Raw genomic sequence first — 22,127 nt, 5'->3', positions numbered from 1 at the left:
GCAAACAGGTCTCCACGGTCAACCTGTACAACTGTTTTCACATTCCACTATTGGGATAGCTCATGGCTGACGGGTTTTTCTCGTCGTCTTTTATAAAACTATGATTGACCTTAAACACTAATGGTGCCCGACTTGTAACGACACCCCGACTCACGGCATGCAGTGTCGCCAAGTAGAAACACACGATAAAGATGTGTACTAACATAAGCGTACTGTTTTGCGTCAGTGACAACACAAAGAGTGCGATGACAGGAAGAAACAAGGTCAGTCGGCGGCGGCAGGTCGCATTTAGAGCTAACACAAGCCCGGCGATGCCTATAGCGAAAGCCCAAAAAGCGCCAGCAATACCAAAGTTATTAATTATATCTAGCATGGAACTTTCTGTATACAACAGGCCATGCGTGTTCCCTGAGTAAAATTGTCCAAACACCAGATCGCCCGTATTCTCGTAGAAGCGTTCTACTGTCCCTAAAAAAACATCATATTTTGTACTGCCAGAATGAAGCTTATAGTTCAAGTAGTAAATGAAGTAGTCTAATTTAAAAAAGAAAATACTCAGACCAATTGCTGAAAATGCTAACAAAATAGATTTGTTCGCATAGAGAATTGCAAGCGCAAAAAATATCCCAATTGGACCTAATGATTTCCCTACAAGTAAGCAAACAATACAGATGAAACAGCACACGATATATGTTAAATGCCGTGTGTAGTTGTAGAGCGATAAGAATATTAGCGCAGATAAACAGAAGAAAGCCCCGCTCGCATTTGTTTGCAAGAACAAACCGCTGGATGCACGTATTGCAGTGGAATCTAAATCTAGGTCAGAGTACCTTACTATCGGCAGGTCTAAGTCGTAATATTTCACGAGAGACATGGCGATAGCGAAGAAGAGCATTATGCTATAGCCAACTAACAGGCTGGATTTAAGCCTCGATGTATCCATGACAAACAAGAATGATGCAGCAATGAATACGAAGCCAATTTGGTTGTAGCTGATGTATGAAAATCGCACCCCATAAATAAAAGAGTAGCAAATATAAAGTAGTCCCACCGCAAAGAAGCTGATAAAGAACCGATCATATTTGCGCATTTTCGTTTCTAAGATAAGAAATATACCGGAAATAACCATCATGTAAAACAATGCTGCATAGGCAAACTTGGCGTTAATAAAAAACAACCAATCCGAAACTTGAAACCGCTGTCCGTTATCAAATGCCACCACTGAAAAGACTAGCAAGTAAATAAATGACAATTTATAAAAGAATACCATAAAGTTAACGCTCCATTGTGACTTTCTTGTCAAGCGATTCTCTGCATTCACAGTAATTTTCAACACAACGCTACATTTACTGTTGAACGTATCGTTTATCTATCCTTGATATGTCCTAACTACTAATAAGTTAACTTGCGCCACCTTCATTACTTTATTGTGGCAACGCCATGACTACCCATTTAATTGACGCTAATTCAATCACTAACTGCTTAGGGAATGAATATGTTGCCGAAGTCTACTTCAAAAGCATACTGGTGAGTAAAAAACGGTATTCGCAATGAGTGCTTACCCCTGCCAATACCGCCTCTATTTAATGTTTTTAATCTCGCTGCTACTGCTGCTCAATCCAAGACTGGAACATTAAAATATTCCAAAGCAAGTAAGACCAATCGCGCTTACCAGAGAGATGCTCCTGCCAAATTGTTCTTACTCGACTTGCATCCAAGTAGTTTTGGTTTTTCAGTTTACTCTCTTCCAACAAGGATTCCGCCCACTCTCTTAGCTCATCTCTGAGCCAATCCCTTACGGGTACCGAAAAGCCTTTTTTCGGTCTTTCAATAAGCGCTTGTGGTACGCGCTTGTAAAGGATCTCGCGAAGTGGCCATTTCGTCACACCGTTTCTCACTTTTTGGCTGATTGGCATGCTAAATGCGAGTTCTACCACTCGGTGATCCAACAATGGCACTCGCGTTTCCAACGATGATTTCATTGCGGCGCGATCAACCTTCACCAGAATGTCATCAGGCAGGTATGCCAGAACATCTCTCAACATGAACTCTTCTTTGAGTGACAGGTTTGGGTGAGAGCGTTCGTAGTTGCTGTATTGGCTAGCAACACCGGATGAAGGCGCATCTACCACAACCTCCCCAGTATGGGCGGTAACGGAAATCAGTCGGTGGTATAGCTCTAACGCATTATCTGAGCTCATCAGGTTTAAGCCTTTACTGAGTTTATCACCCAGCATGGGTTTTCCAACCTTGGCACCTGCGCCGTTTATTGCGTCAATGGGCAAAGGGCAATGGCCTGCAACGTTTCTCATTGCTCTCGGCACCCGAGAGACTTTCCCCCAAAGGGACAGCGCTTGATTGTAGCGTGTATAACCGCCAAACAGTTCATCACCGCCATCTCCTGACAGTGCTACTGTTACGGAGTTCACTGCCATTTCTGACACTAACATGGTCGCAATCTGGGATTGATCCGCAAAAGGCTCGCAATAAGCTGAGGCAATTTCAGGGACTTTGTCCAAGGCATCTTTGGCGGTTACATACAGCTCTGTGTGCTTGGTACCGAGATGTTCTGCTACTTTTTTGGCGTGGATGGCTTCATCATATTTCGGATCGTTAAAGCCGATGGAAAATGTTTGAATCGGTTGTGACGATTGCTCTTGCATCAATGCACAAATGAGCGATGAATCTATCCCCCCGGACAAAAATGCCCCTAGCGGTACATCGGACAACATCTGCTGTTCTACGGTGGTTTTTAGCTGCGCTTCTAATGCGGCAATGTGCTCGCTTTCGCTCCCCTCTAACTGAGGCTTACTGGCGATTTGTTCGATTGACCAATATTGCGCATGCTCTATTTCGCCACTGCTTACGGTCAAAGTCATGTAGGTGCCGGGCGTGAGTCGCTCTATATCTTGGTAAATTGAGCGGCGGCCGGGTATATAGCCGTGTTGCATGAGCAATGACACGCTACCTTTGTCGATTTCTCCCACAAAGGATGGATGTGCCTTGAGTGCTTTTAACTCTGAGCCGAAAAGGAATGTACCGTTTTGTATTCCCCAATATAGCGGTTTTTCACCGATTCGGTCCCTTGCCAAAGAGACGGTTTGACGCTCATTGTCGCAGATTGCAAACGCATACATACCCACGATGCGTTCAAGTGCTTTTTCGAGACCAAGCAGGATGATGGCTTTTAACAGGGTTTCCGTGTCCGAATGCCCTTTCCACTGCGACGCTTGGTCACCGAAGGTATCTTGCAGCTCTTGCCGTACAATTAGGTGGTTGTAGATTTCACCATTAAAAACCAGTACATAGCGACCGCAATCACTTACCATTGGCTGATGCCCTGCTTCGGAGAGATCAACAATAGCAAGCCGCTGATGAACAAAGCCGATGCTGCCATCATTGTTCGCCCATATCCCTTTGCTGTCAGGGCCCCGAGTGCGAATTTTGTCACCCATTGAAGTTAGGGTGCTTTCTACTAACGCGGGCGTTTTCCAACCCACGTATCCGGCTATTCCACACATATTATCTGCTTTCGTATAATTTTTTGTATTGCGACGCTATAGCGCTCAAAGAGTAATACTGAATGATGCGCTCTCTCGCCTGACGTTGAAGTGCAATGAATGCGTCGTGCTCTCGCTCAATCAGCGATGTCATGCCTTGGGTTAGCGCTTCCATATCCCCAATGGGAACGACTATCCCTGCATCGCCAACGACGATCCGGCTTTCACCCGCATCTGTTGAGACTACCGGCAAGCCTGATGACATTGCTTCACCAATTACATTTGGGAACCCTTCGGTGTCACTGGACATGACCAGAAAATCTGATGCGCTCATGATATCAGGAATATCATTTCGCAACCCCATCAGGTGCAGCTGTGACTTCACTGCATCTGGCACTAAGGTGGCTATCTGCTCATTGCTCTCATCAACATTCAACCCCACCATGACAACGGCAACGTTGCTTTTCTGCTGCAAAACCGGAACGACGGCTTTGATAAAACCGAGGTGGTTCTTTGCCGGATGGAACCGCCCCACATGGGCGATCACAATAGTGTCGTCAGGCAGGTTCAATTCTGCGCGAATACGCTCGCGTCGCACTGAATCTGGCTTGAAATGCTCGGTGTCAAAGCCATTGGGGATAACCTTGCCGTGCGTTTTAGCGAAGCCGGCTAACTCGTGTTGGTCACGCGAAATCGACGAGTTGTACAAGATCCCGTCGCAAAAACCAGAGATTTTGGCGCTGAATTTAATGAGCCATTTCGTCGATCGCGTTTCCTTCGAAAAGTCGTACAGCGAGTGGCGTACGTTCCAAATCAATTTTACATGTTTGGGCAATACGAGTTTGCTGATGCTGGCAAATAAATTCCCGTGGTACATCCACCCTTGTACAACGTCTGGCTTTATTTGCTTCACCGCTTTTATCAACTTAATCACAGCAGCGGGAATGCTCTTGGCGCTATTCATCTCTAACGAGATGACTTTGATGCCCAATGCGTTGATTTTCTCTTTGTAAGGACCGGGTTTCATCATGCTGATGACAAGGTGATCTGAGTGACTGTCTTGTGACAATTCACTGAGTAACTTGTACAACATGGTCTCAGCGCCACCGACACCGAGCCCCGTAATAATGTGTAACACCTTCATTTAGCGTTCCTACGTTGAAGGTATTTTTCGACCTCATCAAAATTTGCATCAGACTGACTGCGACAGGTTTCAAGCACGTCTATATCGACTGGGGTTTTGCCAGCACGCTCTACTAACTCAAACAAAGTTGTTTCAGGCGGTTGCGTAATATTCCACGAAGGGAAGCCAAACTTTTCGCAAAGGTCAGTGACTTTATGATCACGTGAAACGCCAACAAATGGTACTTGCGCCATTGCTGCTAGCACTAAGCCGTGAAAGCGCATGCCCAACACAACGTCAAACGATGAAACGAGCGTTAATGCGCCTTCAATGGTATTGGGCACTTGGCAAAACTCAACGTGGTTTAGCGCCTCTTCACCCACCAGTTTTGTCATCATGTTTTTATCGGACAAACGCACACCGGTTGCGGTTTCAAAATCTTGAAACGTTAGGCAACTGATTTGGCTTTCTGGCTGCTTTTCTTTTATTTCTTTGACCAACCGCTTGAGCTGCTCGCTCAAGGTATTGAGGTTTTGCTCGGTGAGTTTTGAGTCGCTCGCAGCAATAGTGATCGCAATATGCAGAGCCGTGCCTGTTGCTAGCGGTTTAGCGCCTTGCTCTTTAATACCTGCACCAAAAACCAAATCACTGGTCAATCGCAGTTTGTCACTACCAGATGCGGCCTTGGCGTTCGCCATTGAGGTTAAATCGCGTACAGCGAAATCCGACGCTAGGCGCAAAATAAGCGTAAAAAGGCGCTGACTTAAACCATCTTTTAACGGCCCAACGCCCACCCCTAAAGCGTATACAGGCACGTTATAAATACGCGCTAACACGCACAGTGCTGTCATCAAGATCAAGGTGTAAGGAATTCGACCCGAAGATTGAAACAAGGTGCCGCCACCAAAAACAAAGGCGTCACTCTGCTTCATGTATTTCGCCGCTGCGCGTAAGTACTTGATGAAGCCCGTCAGTTTCGATGTGTTGGGTTGCGTGAGACTTGCATCGATATTCACAAACTCAACGGGGTCGTTTTCAAACCCTGTTTGTGATTCGTCATGGCATCTCACCACAAAGCTAACGTCTGAAGTTCGCGCTTTGAAGTATTCAATAACACGTCTTAGCAGCAGCTCGTCACCCGCATTGCCAAAACCGTAATAGCCGTAAACAAAAACATTCATGCGATTACTTCTTCCCTAGGCGTTCTACTATTGCATCAAACTTCGTAAGAATTGCCTCTGTAGAGAACTCTCTGTAGACGGCGTCGAAGGTACCATCAAGCAAAGGCTGGCAGTATTCCTGCCGCTGTTTTAGGTAAGACTTCAACATATCTTTAATGGCTGAATTGTCTTCTGGGTTCGCGGTTGCAAAGCCCATTCTTTTCACCAACTTCTGTGAGGTACCGTTTGGTGTGATCGCCAAAATGGGACGTTTAGAGCCGACGTAATCGATCAGTTTACTTGGCAAGAACACACTCTCAGTCGCTGGCGCATCAATGATCATCAGCGCATCGGATGACGACATTTCACTGAGTGACTGCATGTAGTCAACACCACCTTTGAAATGAACGAGACCTTCGGGCAATGCCTTTAAGTCCGTATTGTTTTTCATTCGTGGTGCTACGTAACCTACAAACTCAAAACAGACATTTTTTAGCAGCTCTGGCTCTTCGAGGTGGAGGCTGTGTAAAGCTTTAAAAAGTGGCTTTGGCGAACGATATCCATAAAGGCTGCCAATATGTTTTATAACGGTCTTGCCATCTTCACGGTGAGCTTGAGCTTGAGCTTGAGCTTCAGGGTAAAGGGCCGCGTCATAGGAGTGCCCCAACACTACACCTTTTTGAAGGTCCGGATACTTTGACATGACCAATTTCTTGGTTTCTTCAGACGTAAAAATGACTTCATCCGCCGCGCTTATGACTATCTCTTCCAGTTTTTTGTTGATGAACTTAGAGAGAATATGGTGTTTTTTGAAAGGGTTATCTGACCAAGGGTCACTGAAATGCGCAATCCAAGGCGTGCCATATTTCGCTTTCAGTTTCATGGCAAGAAGATGATCGCTCATTGGAACACCAAAGCTCACAATGCAATCTGATTGCGTTTCCGCTTTGCTATCTAGCTTGGCGGAATAGTCTGAAAAGACATTTTTTGCCCAAGGTTTGAAGTTGTCTGGGCACGCTCCATAGAAAGGGGCAAAGTAGTACAGCACCTTGTGTAGCAAGGATGGCAGCTGCTTTGCCTCTTTATAGTGGTTGATACGAGCAACCCTGTTAGCAAAGTCGTTGTAAACGCCGAGCTTTCTTGGCTCATGTTCAAGGTCAGCAGTGATAACGTGGTGTTCGAGTTTTGAATGATAAAGGAGTCTGCCAATCTGAATAGCCTGAGGATACATCGCGGGTGGCAACATGTAGCAGATAGAAAGAACTTTCACGTTATTTTCCTAATACCTTTTTAATTATTGGAAATAGCATCAAATAGCAAGCGATAACTAATAGCGCCCAAACGAGCAATTTGATGAAGATGAGCGTTATTCCTAAGCTGGATTCGATATATGCATAGAGATAATGAGACAAAGCCATTAGTACAATGATTGGCATTACATCAAGCGCCAGCTTCACATAGTGAATCTTGATGCTGGATGACGCCGTCAGGATCCCCATGTTAACGAACACCATTAACAATGAGTTGCTCGTAACTGCCAGCGCATAACCGTATAGCCCAAGGTCTAAATACGCTACACAAACATAGAGTTGTATGGTCATGGACACAATCGACAATACGGTGATGAGAATCGTTTTATGCACGATATCGACAATTTGGAACATACGCATCACAGGGACATTCACTGCCGACGAAATGATCGAGAACGAGAGAACCGCATACGCCAAACTGGTTTGATGCACGCTGTCTGCGTTGAAGTTTCCGCCACCATAGACAAACGCAATAATGTCTGTCGCTAGCACATAGTTAACAATGGCGATGGGGACGGTTAAATAGAACAAGCCCACCAGAAGTCTGTGAAACTTTTCTTCTCTCCCTTCCGCTTTTGATAGCGGCACGACATATATCTGCTTAAAGTTTAATACCGCCGAGATGGAGTTTGTCAGCTGACTGGCATAGCCCAGTGCTGAAATACCGCCCACCGGCAAGTTAGATTGAAAGTTCCTTTCGATTACGCTGCTCGCGGTTTTAATCGGATGAGAAGTCAGCAGCAATAGTGCGTTTTTGATCACTTGCCTGTAGTCTGCGAAAGAGAAACTCCGCAGCCATAGTCGTTTTGATGATTTAACAAAAATCACGAGCAAGAAAATGATGGCCAGCAAATGCCCAACAAACTGAGATATTGGGATAATTTCCACTCTTGTTGACGCATAGAAGTAAATCACCGCCAGCGACGAGAACATGTAAATGACTTCTGCAAACGAAGAAACGAGGAATTTCTCCATGCTCTTTAGCACGCTGGTCAGGGCATTAAAGATTGGATAGACCAATAACCAAGGCACAAACCAATAAACAAAAGCGCTCAATGCTTCTGTTTCTTTCTCACTAAACCCTGACGTCATGAGCTTGGCCAGCAAGGGAGACAACAGGGCATATAGCCCAACCAACACCACAGAGGTGATGACAGAGAGGATGATTATGCCTACGGCATAATCATAAAACTTCTCCATGCCGTGCTCTTCCATGTGTTGCTTTAGTTTTGGAACAGCCACGTGCTCAAATAGAGCACCCGGCGTGATCACCAAAATTGTCGTAATGGCATAGGCAACATAGTAAATATCCATTTCCAGAGACGTACCGAATTGTCTCGCAATGATAATTTGTCTAATAAAGCCAACAATTAAAACAATGATGGAGATACCAGAAACCGTGAACAGAGAACGCAGAAAACTTTTCTTAGCAATCACATTGAATGCCCTGTTTTTTGCAATGCTCTACAAAGCCATCAAAGAAACGAACGATGTTAGATTGCTTTAATGCAGGCTCGCCAGGAATACCTGGGCCTGTAAACACGGCTTTGGTTTGAATGTTGAACACTTTCGCTAATGCTTCTACTTTTGCTTCTTCACTGATTTTATAGTCTGGAGAAAGCAGCACACCAAGCGTTTCAGATAAGTTACACAAACCAACCACCCCACCAATCACTTCTGACGGTAACGCTTTGGCTAAAGACATTGAAGCCTTTCCAAGCATAAAGGCTTCCATCACTACTGTGCCTGTCACAGAAACAACCAAATCCGCTTTTGCACAAACTTCCGCTGTGTTCAGGTTGTACTTCGCTACCCTAACACCCGGTGTTTTCAGTAACTGGCGAAGCAAGCCACCGCCTCGCGTTTCAATACATGCGGGGTGTTCTTTTACCACCAGCGTGTAATCTGACGGCATGCTAAAACGCAGCGCATCTACAGCCCGCATTTGATCAAGAAAATACGCCGCTGGGGTATTGATGGAAGACTCCGGCGTGTACTGAAGCGGGAAGAAAATGAACTTTTCCGGTAACTCGTTGACCGATTCGATATTACATAGACGACTGTTACGCTTGGTGTTTAAACGCCAAATCGCATTGCGAAGCATCGGTAAGTTGTTCAAGAAGGCGACGCGGATTTTATCCAGTTTAAAGCTAGAACCATCAGCAAGGGCATACTTTACAAAGTTAATCAGCCGCTTAGTAAAAGGGGCTCTCAACGTATCTAGGGTTGGCTCATCTGCGTTGCCAAGCGCACTCCACGCAGGCATTGGTTTTTCATTAAATTGACGAATAAAGCGTTCCGCTTCTTCGCGATACTGCTCAGCCCCTTCATTTGCATACTCAGGGAAGCTTTCACATTCGTCAGGAGAAAAGTAGATACCGCCGACATTTCTCAAGCCCGTCGGCACTGCTACCTCTATGCCAAGGCTTTGTGCTGCACGAATGAAGATTTTGCCATCCATCCCTTCGACTTGCGAAACAAGCGCGACATTTGCTCTCACATCGCTCATGAATTCACGCGCTTGGTGAAACATCCATTTCGCTTTGTTTTCGTAGTCAACCGCTGTGACATTCAGCGTGGGTCTTTTTTCTGCTGCAATGTCTTCTGCTAACTTCTGTGGATAAGACACGGCATCAACAATAGCTTTTTGCTTACGTGCCTCTGAAAACCTTGTGTCTATTACGCGAACGTTATCTGGGCCCAAGAGCTGCTCAAAGGCCTCTTGAAAGTGCGGCGTGCTTAGTAAGATATACCACTCAATACCTGAGTTACTCTGCTTACTGTGCTTGATCAGGTGATAAAAGAAGACAGGAAATGTGCCAAAACCATGGAGTACGACTTTCATTTTCTATCTCATCTATAAAATTGCAATTGAGCAAGGCTTAAGTTACTGAATCCAGATTTAAATTTAACTATATTGCGTTCTTTATCTGTTGACTCATCGAGAATGCTGACATTTTCGCCAATCTCATACCATTTAAAGCCTTTACTTATCATGTATTCGATCGCCTTGTATTGAACCACATGACCCAGTGGTTCTTTGAATAAGCTCCGATCATAAGCCGCAATTGCATAGCAAGCATTTGTCCTGTTGTTTACAAAAAAACCTGCCCCAACTAGCACGCCATTATCATCTCTCAAAGTGATTAAAAACGCCTCTCCATTGACCATCATTTCATAATGCAGATCCCACGTTTCTCGGCTTCTCGTCCAGCCCCCAGCAACATCATGATGTAATTGCATAAACTCCTCAAACACATCTCTACTGCTAGTAACAACTTCAGAGTCCCAGAGCCGGAGCCCCTTTGTCACAAGAGGCCTATAGCTTTTCCGAAATGAAGACTTTATTTCTTCTAAGCTGCAGGTTAAATCAACATAAAGCAATTGCTTGGATAAACACTTCATGCCTTGGTTATGTAAATAAACAGCCCATTCTGACAAGTTTATATTGCTAAGAATTACGCCAAATGGACTTGGCTTACATGCAGTTTCATTTTCAATTGAACTAATAAATGAATAGCTCATTTCAAAAAGCTGCTTTCGAACTTTTTGTGGCGTACCTTCAATCACCAAAGGTTCGACGACATCTCCACCATGACTACTCAAAACACCATTAATGATAGCAAGTGGCCAAACAGCAACCGGCTTGTTTTTATAGAAATAAATCAATGGGATCTGTTTGTAACCACTTTCTTTAGAGAAGTACGTATTAAGGTAGACCAGATTATTCCAATCATATCTGTTCGACACAAAGTTTTTAGTTTTAAGTACAGCTTCCCAGCTTTCTTTATCTTTTTCTGTGGCAAAACTAACAACGATGTTGTTATCTGATAGCTGCTCTAATATATTTATCATATTTATAAAACCAAATAACTAAAACGAAAATCGGTTACGATGTTATTTCTATAGCCAGTGGGAAGCGATACGTTTAATGTATCAGTACACTCCCATTATTTTTCATGAATTAAAAATCTAGCACGCCATATCTATTCAATTAAGTTTGCTTCATCAAGTTTGACATAAATACGATGAAGGTCAAAAAATGAACAATTTACCATGTCAGCAATTTCTAATAGTGACTTGGTGCCATCAGCATAGCTCATAAAGTCCATCATCAACTGAACTTGACTTTGTGTATCTTTAGTACTCAAACTCGGATAAAGCCCTCTTTTTCCAAGTTGAGGTTCGCATAATACATTAATTTTGGGATAGCAATTGTTTTCAATAATTGATACTGCCTGCTTTAACGCATTCAGTCCACCAGTCAAACCTTTTGGCGTTACCAAATCAAAGTTATCCAACGATGTATGATACTCCGGATACTCCGCATATTTAGATCTCATGATGGTCGCAACCGGAAGGTCAACGCCTGGCGAGCAATACTGCCTTTCGTCACTTCCTCGGTCTCTCCACTCATATACTTTATACGCTGGGTCAATGTGTTTTAACGCATGTCTTGCAGCGTGGTCCGCAAGGGTTTCTCCATTTCTAGAAGGAAGATAAGAGTACGCCCTTTCATCTCCAACACATGTCACCATAAAGCCGGCTATAACATTTTGTTTTAGACTTTCCAGATGTCTGCTTATATAGACAATTGCACCGATCGTTTCTGGTACAAAAACAATGCGATATGTGTATTTTCTATTCTTTAATGTTTTTAACCACTTCCCTAAATATATTGAAACCAATGGGCCAGAAAGCTCATTATTCGCCATGGATGGGTGGCATACATAGGTAGAGATAAGAATTTCTTTTTCACTTTCACCCGGAAGAATTATCTCGCCATAATTTAGTTCGCCAGGTTCAAGTTGAGAGTCGATTACTGCTCTGTACTTACCGGGTTGAAGTGCTGTTATCTGCTTTTCAGTCGCACAAAAGCCCCAGTAACGAGAATAATAAGAAGTGATATAAGGTATCGCGTCAGGTTGTTCTGGCAGGGTGTGAATACGTTCTACCAAATCAGCCAAATCAAGAGTCTTGTCTACAGGCTCTGAATAACCAACGACATGTAAGTTTGACTCTTTGAAATCAATAACTTTCTTCCCTGATGGATCAAGAATATATGCATCATGTACATTCCACTCATCAGGTACTGTCCAGTCAAAAGCCTTCATACCAGACGGCACAGAGAAAATTTCTAGCTCAGGGAATTCTTCTTTCAAAATCTGAAGTGTTTCCCTTACGCCATTTCCTGTCAGGCTTCTGCAAATAGGAAACAAGCGCTTCCCAAGCTGATACATTTCATCGCCACTATCAGTCATTTGGTGTACCTATCTGTCAAAAACCAAGCATCTTGCTGATAAAGCAAATTAAACGCTTGTTCCACATCTTCGATAGATATACTGCCGATACTTCCTCGGCCAACACTGCATCGCTTATACAAGGCCGCGTTTGAAACATAGCGGTTAAAGGCGTCAAAGTTTGCATCACTACCTTCAAGGTCCATATCTCTGACCCACAATGTTGATGCTGATTGAACTAAGCACCCATCTTCCATTTTCTCACCATGGAATGTCTTATCAAAGCGGTAAGAAACTTGGCATTGCTTTTCTAAGTAATGAAGTAGTGTTGTACCTGCATCAAAATTAATATTGAAAATACGAACTCTTTGCTTCACTAAACGACCAAACACACTGTCTTCAGAGTATGCATCCTGAGGGATGTTTTTAGTGAGATCTTGAGCCTTTCTCCCAATGGCAGCAACAGACACTGACGGATCATTGCTGCGAAAAGCACTTGGGTGCATTCTTATAAACTCAGAAAAAGCACCACAATTTGACACCGAGCTATCAACATCAAATATCTCGTTCTTACCAAACGAGTAAGTGAATGTGGGCACAACCAATGTGCCTTCCTCACCAATTACATCTTGAATAGCTGATAATATAAGCTCTAGTATGGCCTGCCTGTCTTTTAAGCCCTCAGGCACCCCTAAAAAACCGACATTGCTATGACAAAATAAAATATCGTTTTCTTTAACACCGACAGCTCTGACTGCTGCTACTAACTCTTCGTAAGTGTAAGAAGACGCCAAATCATTCACCCTTTAACTCTTGAATGATATCAACCAAGCCATCAATGGTAGAGAAACGTCTGTCCTCAAACTGAACTTCTGAAAAAGTCACACTCATCTCTGACTCGCAAAAATCCATTAACATAATCACATCAAACGAATCGATTAGACCTTGCTCGAAGTAATTTGACTTAGTATCTATGTTCTTTTGACCAGACTGCGTTTCGAACCATTCTATAATTTTATTTTTTACGGTCATTACATTTCCTCGATCACAAAGCACCTTACAGGAGCACCATCTCCACCTTTGATTTTTAAAGGAGCTACAATCAATGTTACTTCCTGCTGTGATAACTTCCGAATATCCACTAAGTATTCCACTATCACCGTTCCTGCTCCCAGCAGGATTTTATGATTTGGTGCATCTTTCTCAGCCCCTCTTCCGTTAAGCGGGTTGTCTGGCTGAGGAGTATCAAGAGCGATGACACGACAACCATTGTCAACAAGCCACTGGCAGGCTTCTTCAGAGAAAAAAGCGTGATCTGTGTAATACTCGTTTGTGTTCAACTTCAAATCCCAGTCGAACCTCGCAATCAACCTTTCTGGACAACGATTATTGAGAGCATCACATAACTCCTCTCTGCTGATTTCATGCTTATCAGGTAGAGCAGAGAAGTCGACCACTAATGCGGGACCATTTATCTGTTCAAGTGGAACATTTTCAATCGTCTCTCCCCTAGCGATGAAGTGTCTTGGTGCATCGATATGTGTTCCAGTATGTGTACCAAGAATTATTTTCCTGGTTTCCCTGTTCTCAATGCCATGTCGCCCTAACTGAGTCGATTCAAAAAATGGATGCCAGTGTGCAGCAAATGTCTGCATCCCCTCTTCAAGCATCATCGATAAGTCCGTGATTTTCATGTTATACCTCAATCAGTTCCACAATAATTCCTGACGGTGTCTTGAACAGAACGATCGATAGCTCGTTTCCATCCACTGTCAGTTTGAATAACTCAGACACCCAGGGGGCAATGTTTTCTAGCTTAAGAACGAAATTTTCAATCTTCTTTACAATAAATGCAATGGAGGTCACTCCAGATATGTCTAGTTTCTGCTCAACCAGTTTGTCTGGGACCTCTGTAAAGCACATTTCAACGTTCCAAGAGGGGACTGGGCGCTTTAAGAAGGCAGAACTCTCTGTGGTTTTAAAGCCTAGCTGCTCCCAGAACTGCAGTTCCTCAGCCACACTTCCATCGGGCATCACGATATTTAGAATTTTGTCTTTATAAAAGATTCTATCCTGTACGACGTTGCACTGACTGTGATGGTTAATTAGCTCAATGTCGTACCCGTCTGCAACCCGATACAAGTGAATATCGTGTTCTCTTGAGTACTCCGTCAGCAACTGTTTCTTTGATGCGTTGTTCTCTAACCCAACCTCGGAAAAAGAACAGTGATAGCCTTGCTCTATAATATGAGCCGAATCTTTCTCTACATCACTGCTGTTCACAATCAAATGCGAAAAACCAATAATCATCAAGAATACTTCTCAATCAGTTCGCTTTTTATCACTTTACCGGTCACTGTCCTCGGAAAGTCATCAAGCACTACTATTTTTTCAGGCTGCGTATCTTTTGATAACTTCTCGTTCAGCCAGATTTTTAACTTTTCGATGTCGAATTCAGGAGAAGGAATAACAAACAGCCAAGGAACTTCACCCCAAAAAGAGTGCGGAACAGCAGCAACTGTCGCTTCAGATATTCCTGAAAAGCCAAGGGCGACCTCTTCTACGTGTCTTGGGCTGATATTCTGCCCTCCCTTAATTATGATGTCTTTCTTTCTTCCAGAAATGTGTAAGTGTTGCTGCTCGATAAATCCCGTATCGCCCGTGTTGAAGCCTAGGCCATCGGCATTTAAATAGCCCATCATTGCCCAAGGAGTATGTACGATAAGCTCGCCATCTTCTGCCACTGTTAACTCTACACCGTCCAGCAGTCTACCTACCCCGTCACAGTGCCCTTCACCTGATACTGCACTGGAAATAAACAAGAGTTCACTTGTGCCGTAGCTTTCCAACAACTCAACTGAAAATTTGTCTTCTGCAAACTTCTTCGTACCTGAAGGTAAAGGGGCGGTCCCAATAAACAACTTGGCTTTGATCTGTCCTACCCAGTCTATCACTTTGCTATCACGCGTCATTTTAGATGATAACATCAACATAGATGGGCTTAGCCAAACTGTGTTTGACTCGGTCTCATAGAATTTCTTGAACAGTTGATGGGCATTCTGTGCAGAGAATGTATCTGCTATAACAACCGAACCACCAGCCACTAGTGGACTCAAAAAAGTGTTTAGAATGCCGGCCATATAGAACTTTGGCATAACGTGCAACATTCTTGTAGATGAATCCAATCCGTTATGTGCGTTAAACGCTTTCGAACAACTTAAAAGGTTACCAAGGCTATGGCAAACTCCCTTTGGAACGCCTGTAGTTCCAGAGGTGAACGTCACCATTGCTAGGCCGTCTGGGTCAATACTGCCGCTTTTCCAATCTTCATCAGGCAAAGGGATAGGGACAGGGAAAGCACTTCCGCCTTCAATGATCTCGGACGGCTTAAATATTTCAAGGATTGTTGATTTATATTCTTCTGAATAGCTATCTGATAGCGGGCAAACAACTATTCCCTTGGAAAAACAAGACAGCAATATTACAAAATACTCTAAAGGGTCAGCCACGTTCAAACAAACACGTGAGCCTTTTACTAAGCCTTTTTTTTCAAGTTCACATTCATAAAAAAAGACCAAACCCGATAGTTCTGGGTAAGAAACCGCTCTTCCCTGATATTCAATTGCAATATTTTCCCTATCTTTAAATATTTCGTTAATCATAGTGCCGCTTGTTCATTAATATAATAGTTTCGATAACTTGGCTTCCATGCTCCCTTAGAACTCTTAGTATCAGCAATTAATTTCGCATGTCGCTCTACCAGTTCCAGTGATGCGTTAACAATGTCTTCGCTACATACAGATGCAATCAATTGACGGGGATCAATTCGATATTTAACTGACATTTCATGAATTGTTGGCATATAGCTAGAATGGAACAAAGACATACCCGACACCGTGTCAATTGAAGTAAGCCCTCGTTTCTCAATCATTGGCTTAATCAAATCTTCACCGATATCCATAACATGGATAGGATCAATATGGCCTTCTAACCCCATACGAGCAAGACAGCCTATCATTTGCTCCGTAGTGGTGTTACCTGCACTTCTACCAAACCCTTGTAACGAGGTATCAATAATCGTCGCTCCAGCCTCAAGAGCCGCTAAGGCATTTCCAACCCCTAAACCTAGATTATTGTGTCCGTGAAAGCCGATTACCGCATCTGACTTCTCTGCCTTGATCGCTTCAACATAGAGTTTAACTTCATTTGGTAGCATCCCTCCTGCAGAATCAACAACATAAACCGCATCGACTCCCATATTAAAAGCATCTCTAGCCGCACGAGCTAATTCTTCCGGAGCTGCTGCATAAGACTTCATGAAGTTCACACATGTCATCATATCTTTCTGCTTGGCAGAACGAATAAAAGGCTCACTCTTTGAAAAATCTTCGATAGTTGAACCGACCCTGACAAAGTCCATATCATACTCTTTTGCAAGCTCTAAGTGACGAAGCTCAGCAATCCCTGGGATGGCAAACATTCCCCATCGCCCCTTGGATACAGAACTCGCTGCCGCTTGCATATATGTCTCGTCAGACTCTAACGCTACACCAATATTTTTTTCAGAGGCACCTAGGCCAACACCATGCCCAACCTCGATGAGTTCGAAACCTGCGTTATCCAAAGCTGAACAGATATTTAGTGTATCGTTTTTGGAGAACTGAAAATCAATTTCATAGCTCCCATCTCTGAGAGTACATTCTAGAATCGTAGGATTCATTTTTTATGCTCCTAAGGGCGTTGTTTCCTAAATCCGTGAGCTAACTGCTTATGTCGCAATCAGATCATCCGAATCTCAATACGAGTAAAAATAAGGGACAAACTCAATGGCAGAATCAGTATCAAGAAGCAATAATCAACCATGGTTTGAAAACCGTCTGAATTGATAATACCGCGATAAATTCGTTGCGCTGTAATGAACATCAAGGTTTCGAGTGAAAGGCTAAAAATTAAGGGTATTATCATCGAAACAGTGCTGATAATTGAAAGTACGTTTTCGTTCTGTTTGCTTTACAAGATCTTATGTAGCCTATCTCCATGTTTACGTCACTACGCTATCGCCGCACAAATAAACAAACAATTAATGAATGGATTTGTTGTCATCACCAAGCCAAACCCAGTCTAAACTTCGCTGCACAAGTGCTCGATACACCTACAGGTGATGTATTGACCAGTGTCTAAGCGAAAAACAATGCCGTGAGACTGGGTTTGCCTTTATGTTATTGATCTAGTATTCAGATTACGCGCCGTTTGAACGATGCTTTAAATCTTCTTAGCTACAAATACAAACCATCTGTATGATAAGCCAAACCAATCCATTTCTATTGTCGCCAATCGGAAATCGTCAAAGTGGCTTTTGAACGTCTCAACAACTTCATCTTGGCTCGACATACAGCGCATTACCTGGCCATTTCTAAGCCCAAAGTAATCATCACCTACTACTCTGTAGCCTTCGATTTCATGCGGAACACTATCTTTAAAAATAAAGTTTTCACTGGTAGGTATAGAGCAAACCAATGTTCCACCAGGCTTCAATACTCTGGCCATTTCTGCAACGTGACTATCGAAATCAACATTGTCATCAGACATGTAATAGTAACTGTTCCAAGATAGTAGTGCATCGAAAGAAGCATCTTCAAATGGTACATTCTCTGCTTTACCCACTCTGACATCACAGTCAATATCTCTTGCAGTTAAAGCACTAGACAAGTTATTTACGATAGATTCAGAGATCTCAACAGCATGGCATTTATAACCAAGACTGTTGAACAGGAGAATGTGGCGACCATCACCTGCCCCAAGGTCCAGAATTTTTGTATTCGTGTCAAAGTGAGTCAAATCCAAGTTCGGAAACGTTCCTTTAAAGATACGAATCACGCCTTCTGCAGGGTAAGCAATATTGCTCAGGTCTTCGTAAACCTTATCCCAACCTTTGGTCATAAAATCTCCTATTTATAATATGTGTTCATTTTTTAGTGGGGTGCCGAGCTTTATATCAACAGTAAATCTCTGCCCAACAACGTACTCTAGCATACTAGGATGCATTCCGAAGCCCGGTCGAATGCTTCTTACATTTTCGTGTGTAATCAACTCACCGCTTTGTACATCTTTGACGACATACAAAGAACGTCGAAACTTCACATTCCCTTTTTCAGCTTCAGTCCGTTCATAGCTCACTTTTCCAAGCGACTGCCAAGCAGTTCTGGTGTCTCGGCAAAGAGCTGTAAGCTCCTTGGGTTCCAAGGAGAAACTGTCGTCAGGTCCTCCACCATTTCGGTCCATTGTTACGTGCTTTTCAATCAGACATGCACCCAGTGCGACCGATGCTACTGCTGTCGCATTATCAATAGTGTGGTCTGAAAGTCCCGACAGGACGTCAAAGCGTTTAGAGATATCGGCAATCGTCCTCAGATTATATTGATCAGCGGGAGCTGGATAACCACTGACACAATGTAAAACAACCAACTCTGTGCAACCGTTCTCTCTCGCTGTTTGAATCGCTGCGGCTATTTCGTTTTCATCTGCCATGCCTGTTGAAATAATCATTGGCTTACCTGTTTGCGCAACACGCTTAATCAGAGGTAAATCGATAACTTCAAATGACGCAATCTTATATGCTGGGGCATTTAGCTCTTCTAGCAGTTCTACCGCAGTGAAATCAAATGGCGAACTGAAAATGGTAATCCCTAACGCCGCCGCTTTTTCAAACAAAGGTTTATGCCAATCCCAAGGCATATGAGCTCCCTTGTAGAGCTCATACAAGGTTTGACCATCCCAAAGTCCCCCATGTATTTGAAAATCTTCTGAATCACAGTCTACGGTAATGGTTTCATGAGTATATGTTTGCAGCTTTATCGCGTCAGCTCCTGCTCGCTTAGCCTCTTCCATGATTTGGAAAGCACGATTTATATCACCATTATGGTTCGCTGAAAGTTCTGCAATGATATACGGCGGGTAATCAGGACCTATGCGGCGTCCATTAATTTCTATAAATTCTTTCATCACTTTACTCTGTCGAAGGGCGAATAAACGCTTCTCTGCTCTGCTGGATATACCCGGCTTTTTCGAACAGTTTTCTTGAAGCGATATTGTCTGCCAAGACGGTTGCATGAATGTTAACGTGTGGATGCACGCGACCAACCAGACTTAATGCTTGATGACCAATACCTTGGCCATAGTGGTCTGGATGGATGAATATAGAGACCAAATAGTCGTACTGGCTTTTTCGGTCTAGCCTTATCACGCCAACACGCTCACCTGACGTGTTTATTATCAAGTAGAAGTAGTCTTCTGTTCGTTTAAGCTTATTTTTCATCCAAACAACATGCTGTTCCCATGTTGGTATGTCTGGGTTTAGGGCATATTTTCTGGTGTTTGGATGACACTGCCATTCATAGACCTGCGCAATATCATCTTCGGTCGCTCGTTTTAGTGAGACGGTTCGTTGATCGTTCACAAACAGGCTTTCAATTTCCACGATCACTCGATAAACCCCCAATCCGTCACAGATACTGAGGTTGGCCTGATAATAATCGCACCAGTCACTCTGTAATTGTTTCAATGAAGGCATGAGGCTGCATTCAATGTCATCTAACGGAACGCGAATAGCAGCTTGATGCTTCACCAATTGATTGGCAATGTCTAATTGATTCGTAGCAAGAGGCACGATAAGGCTGGGTAGCCCAAGGCAAGCACGCTCCCATGATGTCGTGCCTGGTGCGCCAATAGCTAGATCACTCTGCAACATGAGACTGGCCATGTCTTCACAAAAGTCATGGTGCGTTACATTTTTGCAGCTGTCACTGAAACGTTTAACGTCTTGATAGTGTGGTGCTTTGGGCCCCAGCAATACCGTCACGTTGAAGTCGGTGTCTTTCAACTGTTTTAGTGTATGGAGAGTAGCATTAGGTTGATCAATGCCGCCCATTGATACCAGTACTCTGACATTCTCTCTGGAAAGCTGTTTATCGAAAGCTCGCCCTCTTAATCTCGCGAAGCGGGAGTTCAGTAGCGCAAACTCACTGCCAACCAACACGCGAGCGTCGCTATTGTATTCACTTGTCTGCCTTCCCAGCGTCTGATCCAAAATCAAATCGGCAGCGTGTGTACGACAAAGATCATCAATCGCAAACAGCTTACATTTCAGCGTTTCTTTGACAATTCCTTGCCAGACTTTGCCGATGGCATAGTGATCGGTGATAACCAGCGATGCGTTTTTTATGTGACGGAGAAAGTCTGATGCATCCTCGCTTTCTGTGCGCTGTAACCATCCAAGATAGTCTGCATCGTGCGTGGGGGTAACGTCTTCTGCTGGCGGTGTTAGCGACACAACCTTAAAGCCTTTGGCTTCGATGAAGGGGATCATGTTCCCCTTCAACGGAAGACAAGCAAATTGGACGTAAAAACCACGCGATTTTAGCTGTTCAGCCAAAACAAGGCAGCGCATGATATGCCCGCTGCCAATATTTTGTGAGGCGTCAGCCCTGATTACGATATTCATCTAACTTGGAATAGCGGTACAAGCACATCACATTCCAGCTCGTCGGCTAGGCTGCCTTTTTCAATGCACACCGCCAATCTTCCAAAGAAGCGATCATAGCTGTCAAGTAAAGCGTTGATATGCTCAGAGGTATGAGAGAAGCTCAGGTTATGCGTGCCCAAGGTCAGAATGCCTGACTTGAACATTTCCTGCATAAAGTAAGTTTTCATCTCAAACGGCGTAATTGACTCTGCGCCTTTGAAGATGGTGAATGACCAAGAAGGATGGCCTTGGCAGCACACGTAATCTTCTAGCTGATGAGATTTGATCAAGGCAGTAAGGCGCTCTTTCAATTCGTTGCCCAACTGTGCCAAATGCTGGCATACGCCTTCATTCTTCACTTTGTCGAGTACGACATTTGCCGCAGCAAGAGAAGCCGTTTCACCTGCAAAAGTGCCTGAATAGAAAATATCTTCCATCAAGCGCATGATCTCTTTCTTACCCATCACCGCAGAAAGCGGGAAACCATTACCAATGCCTTTACCAAACGTTGCAAGATCTGGCGTTACGCCGAACAGTTCTTGCGCACCACCTTGAGCGAAGCGACAACCTGTGATGGTTTCGTCAAAAATCATCACGATGTTTTCGTTTTTGGTGATCTCACGGATGTGCTCTAAGAAGCCTTCCTTTGGATACTCAACATTCATTGGTTCCATGATGACTGCTGCAATGTCACCACGATGCTCGTTGATGAGAGCATTGAACGACTCAATATCGTTGTATTTGAAAGTCTTGGTCAAAGCTTGTGTTGATTTAGGCACACCAAGGTTACGTGATGTCGAACCGATGTACCAATCCTGCCAACCGTGGTAGCCACATACCAACACGAGGTCTTTACCCGTGTAAGCACGTGCTAATCGAATGGCTGCTGAGGTGCTGTCTGTGCCATTCTTGCCAAAACGAACCATCTCAGCACAAGGGACTAAGTCGATCAGCTTTTCGGCAACATCGGCTTCTAACTGGTGCGACAGCGAAAAGCTCACGCCATTTGCCAGCTGTGCAGTCACGGCGGCATTCACTGCATCATCTGCGTATCCGATACAAACACTCAAGAGGCCATTGATAAAATCGATGTACTCGTTGCCATCAACATCCCACAGTTTGGCGCCTTTGCCTTTTTTCGCAAAGTAAGGGGAAACACCATGAGGGAATTGAGTAATACTCTTTGAAAAAGTCTGAGAACCCAGAGGGATAGAGGCCTTCGCACGCTCTAGTAACTGCTCAGAAATAGCATAACGATCTGACATAGTGAGTG

Annotated in this window: 19 protein-coding genes; all 19 read right to left on the bottom strand. The window is 43.8% G+C overall.

The window, feature by feature from the left end:
* Positions 1–37: 37 nt before the first annotated feature.
* A complete protein-coding gene (locus tag KU854_RS12185) occupies positions 38–1,336 on the bottom strand; it encodes a hypothetical protein (RefSeq protein ID WP_218358805.1) in 1,299 nt (432 codons plus the stop codon).
* Positions 1,337–1,604: 268 nt separating this feature from the next.
* The gene (gene asnB / locus KU854_RS12180) at positions 1,605–3,521 is read right to left on the bottom strand and encodes an asparagine synthase (glutamine-hydrolyzing) (protein WP_218358804.1); all 1,917 of its coding nucleotides are present in this window, start codon (positions 3,519–3,521) and stop codon (positions 1,605–1,607) included.
* A gap of 1 nt (position 3,522) precedes the next feature.
* A complete protein-coding gene (locus KU854_RS12175; RefSeq protein WP_218358803.1) occupies positions 3,523–4,644 on the bottom strand; it encodes a glycosyltransferase in 1,122 nt (373 codons plus the stop codon).
* Positions 4,641–5,804, bottom strand: a complete 1,164-nt coding sequence (locus tag KU854_RS12170; RefSeq protein ID WP_218358802.1) for a polysaccharide pyruvyl transferase family protein — start codon at positions 5,802–5,804, stop codon at positions 4,641–4,643. Before KU854_RS12170 ends, KU854_RS12175 begins: the two co-directional genes overlap by 4 nt.
* Positions 5,805–5,808: 4 nt before the next feature.
* Positions 5,809–7,053, bottom strand: a complete 1,245-nt coding sequence (locus tag KU854_RS12165; RefSeq protein WP_218358801.1) for a glycosyltransferase family protein — start codon at positions 7,051–7,053, stop codon at positions 5,809–5,811.
* Position 7,054: 1 nt separating this feature from the next.
* Positions 7,055–8,530 (bottom strand): lipid II flippase MurJ, encoded by a 1,476-nt coding sequence (locus KU854_RS12160; protein ID WP_218358800.1) that lies wholly within the window; start codon positions 8,528–8,530, stop codon positions 7,055–7,057.
* Positions 8,520–9,938 carry a hypothetical protein gene (locus KU854_RS12155; protein WP_218358799.1) on the bottom strand — a complete coding sequence of 473 codons (1,419 nt, stop codon included), beginning with the start codon at positions 9,936–9,938 and terminating at the stop codon, positions 8,520–8,522. The genes KU854_RS12160 and KU854_RS12155 overlap by 11 nt, the downstream gene beginning before the upstream one ends.
* 8 nt (positions 9,939–9,946) lie before the next feature.
* The gene (locus KU854_RS12150; RefSeq protein ID WP_218358798.1) at positions 9,947–10,948 is read right to left on the bottom strand and encodes a GNAT family N-acetyltransferase; all 1,002 of its coding nucleotides are present in this window, start codon (positions 10,946–10,948) and stop codon (positions 9,947–9,949) included.
* A 131-nt stretch (positions 10,949–11,079) separates the two neighbouring features.
* Positions 11,080–12,354, bottom strand: coding sequence for a DUF4910 domain-containing protein (locus tag KU854_RS12145; RefSeq protein WP_218358797.1), 1,275 nt, complete (start codon positions 12,352–12,354; stop codon positions 11,080–11,082).
* Positions 12,351–13,136: an AAC(3) family N-acetyltransferase gene (locus KU854_RS12140; protein ID WP_218358796.1), complete on the bottom strand. Its 786-nt coding sequence runs from the start codon at positions 13,134–13,136 to the stop codon at positions 12,351–12,353. The genes KU854_RS12145 and KU854_RS12140 overlap by 4 nt, the downstream gene beginning before the upstream one ends.
* Positions 13,129–13,365: an acyl carrier protein gene (locus KU854_RS12135; protein WP_218358795.1), complete on the bottom strand. Its 237-nt coding sequence runs from the start codon at positions 13,363–13,365 to the stop codon at positions 13,129–13,131. Before KU854_RS12135 ends, KU854_RS12140 begins: the two co-directional genes overlap by 8 nt.
* A complete protein-coding gene (locus KU854_RS12130) occupies positions 13,365–14,027 on the bottom strand; it encodes a cyclase family protein (protein ID WP_218358794.1) in 663 nt (220 codons plus the stop codon). The genes KU854_RS12135 and KU854_RS12130 overlap by 1 nt, the downstream gene beginning before the upstream one ends.
* 1 nt (position 14,028) lies before the next feature.
* The gene (locus tag KU854_RS12125) at positions 14,029–14,643 is read right to left on the bottom strand and encodes a hypothetical protein (protein WP_218358793.1); all 615 of its coding nucleotides are present in this window, start codon (positions 14,641–14,643) and stop codon (positions 14,029–14,031) included.
* Entirely contained in the window at positions 14,643–15,995 is a 1,353-nt protein-coding gene (locus KU854_RS12120) for a class I adenylate-forming enzyme family protein (protein WP_218358792.1), read from the bottom strand. Before KU854_RS12120 ends, KU854_RS12125 begins: the two co-directional genes overlap by 1 nt.
* A complete protein-coding gene (locus tag KU854_RS12115; RefSeq protein ID WP_218358791.1) occupies positions 15,992–17,053 on the bottom strand; it encodes a 4-hydroxy-2-oxovalerate aldolase in 1,062 nt (353 codons plus the stop codon). Before KU854_RS12115 ends, KU854_RS12120 begins: the two co-directional genes overlap by 4 nt.
* A gap of 542 nt (positions 17,054–17,595) precedes the next feature.
* Positions 17,596–18,273 carry a class I SAM-dependent methyltransferase gene (locus KU854_RS12110; protein WP_218358790.1) on the bottom strand — a complete coding sequence of 226 codons (678 nt, stop codon included), beginning with the start codon at positions 18,271–18,273 and terminating at the stop codon, positions 17,596–17,598.
* Between the two features lie 12 nt (positions 18,274–18,285).
* Positions 18,286–19,335: a pseudaminic acid synthase gene (pseI, locus tag KU854_RS12105; protein ID WP_218358789.1), complete on the bottom strand. Its 1,050-nt coding sequence runs from the start codon at positions 19,333–19,335 to the stop codon at positions 18,286–18,288.
* Between the two features lie 4 nt (positions 19,336–19,339).
* On the bottom strand, positions 19,340–20,833 hold the full coding sequence (gene pseG / locus KU854_RS12100; protein WP_218358788.1) for a UDP-2,4-diacetamido-2,4,6-trideoxy-beta-L-altropyranose hydrolase: 1,494 nt from the start codon (positions 20,831–20,833) through the stop codon (positions 19,340–19,342).
* A complete protein-coding gene (locus tag KU854_RS12095) occupies positions 20,830–22,119 on the bottom strand; it encodes an aspartate aminotransferase family protein (RefSeq protein WP_218358787.1) in 1,290 nt (429 codons plus the stop codon). The genes pseG and KU854_RS12095 overlap by 4 nt, the downstream gene beginning before the upstream one ends.
* Positions 22,120–22,127: the final 8 nt, after the last annotated feature.

Source organism: Enterovibrio paralichthyis (genome assembly GCF_019209835.1).
Taxonomy (GTDB): Bacteria; Pseudomonadota; Gammaproteobacteria; order Enterobacterales; family Vibrionaceae; genus Enterovibrio; species Enterovibrio paralichthyis.
Note: the sequence above shows the minus strand (reverse complement) of the source record. Positions and strands in the feature narration are given on the sequence as shown.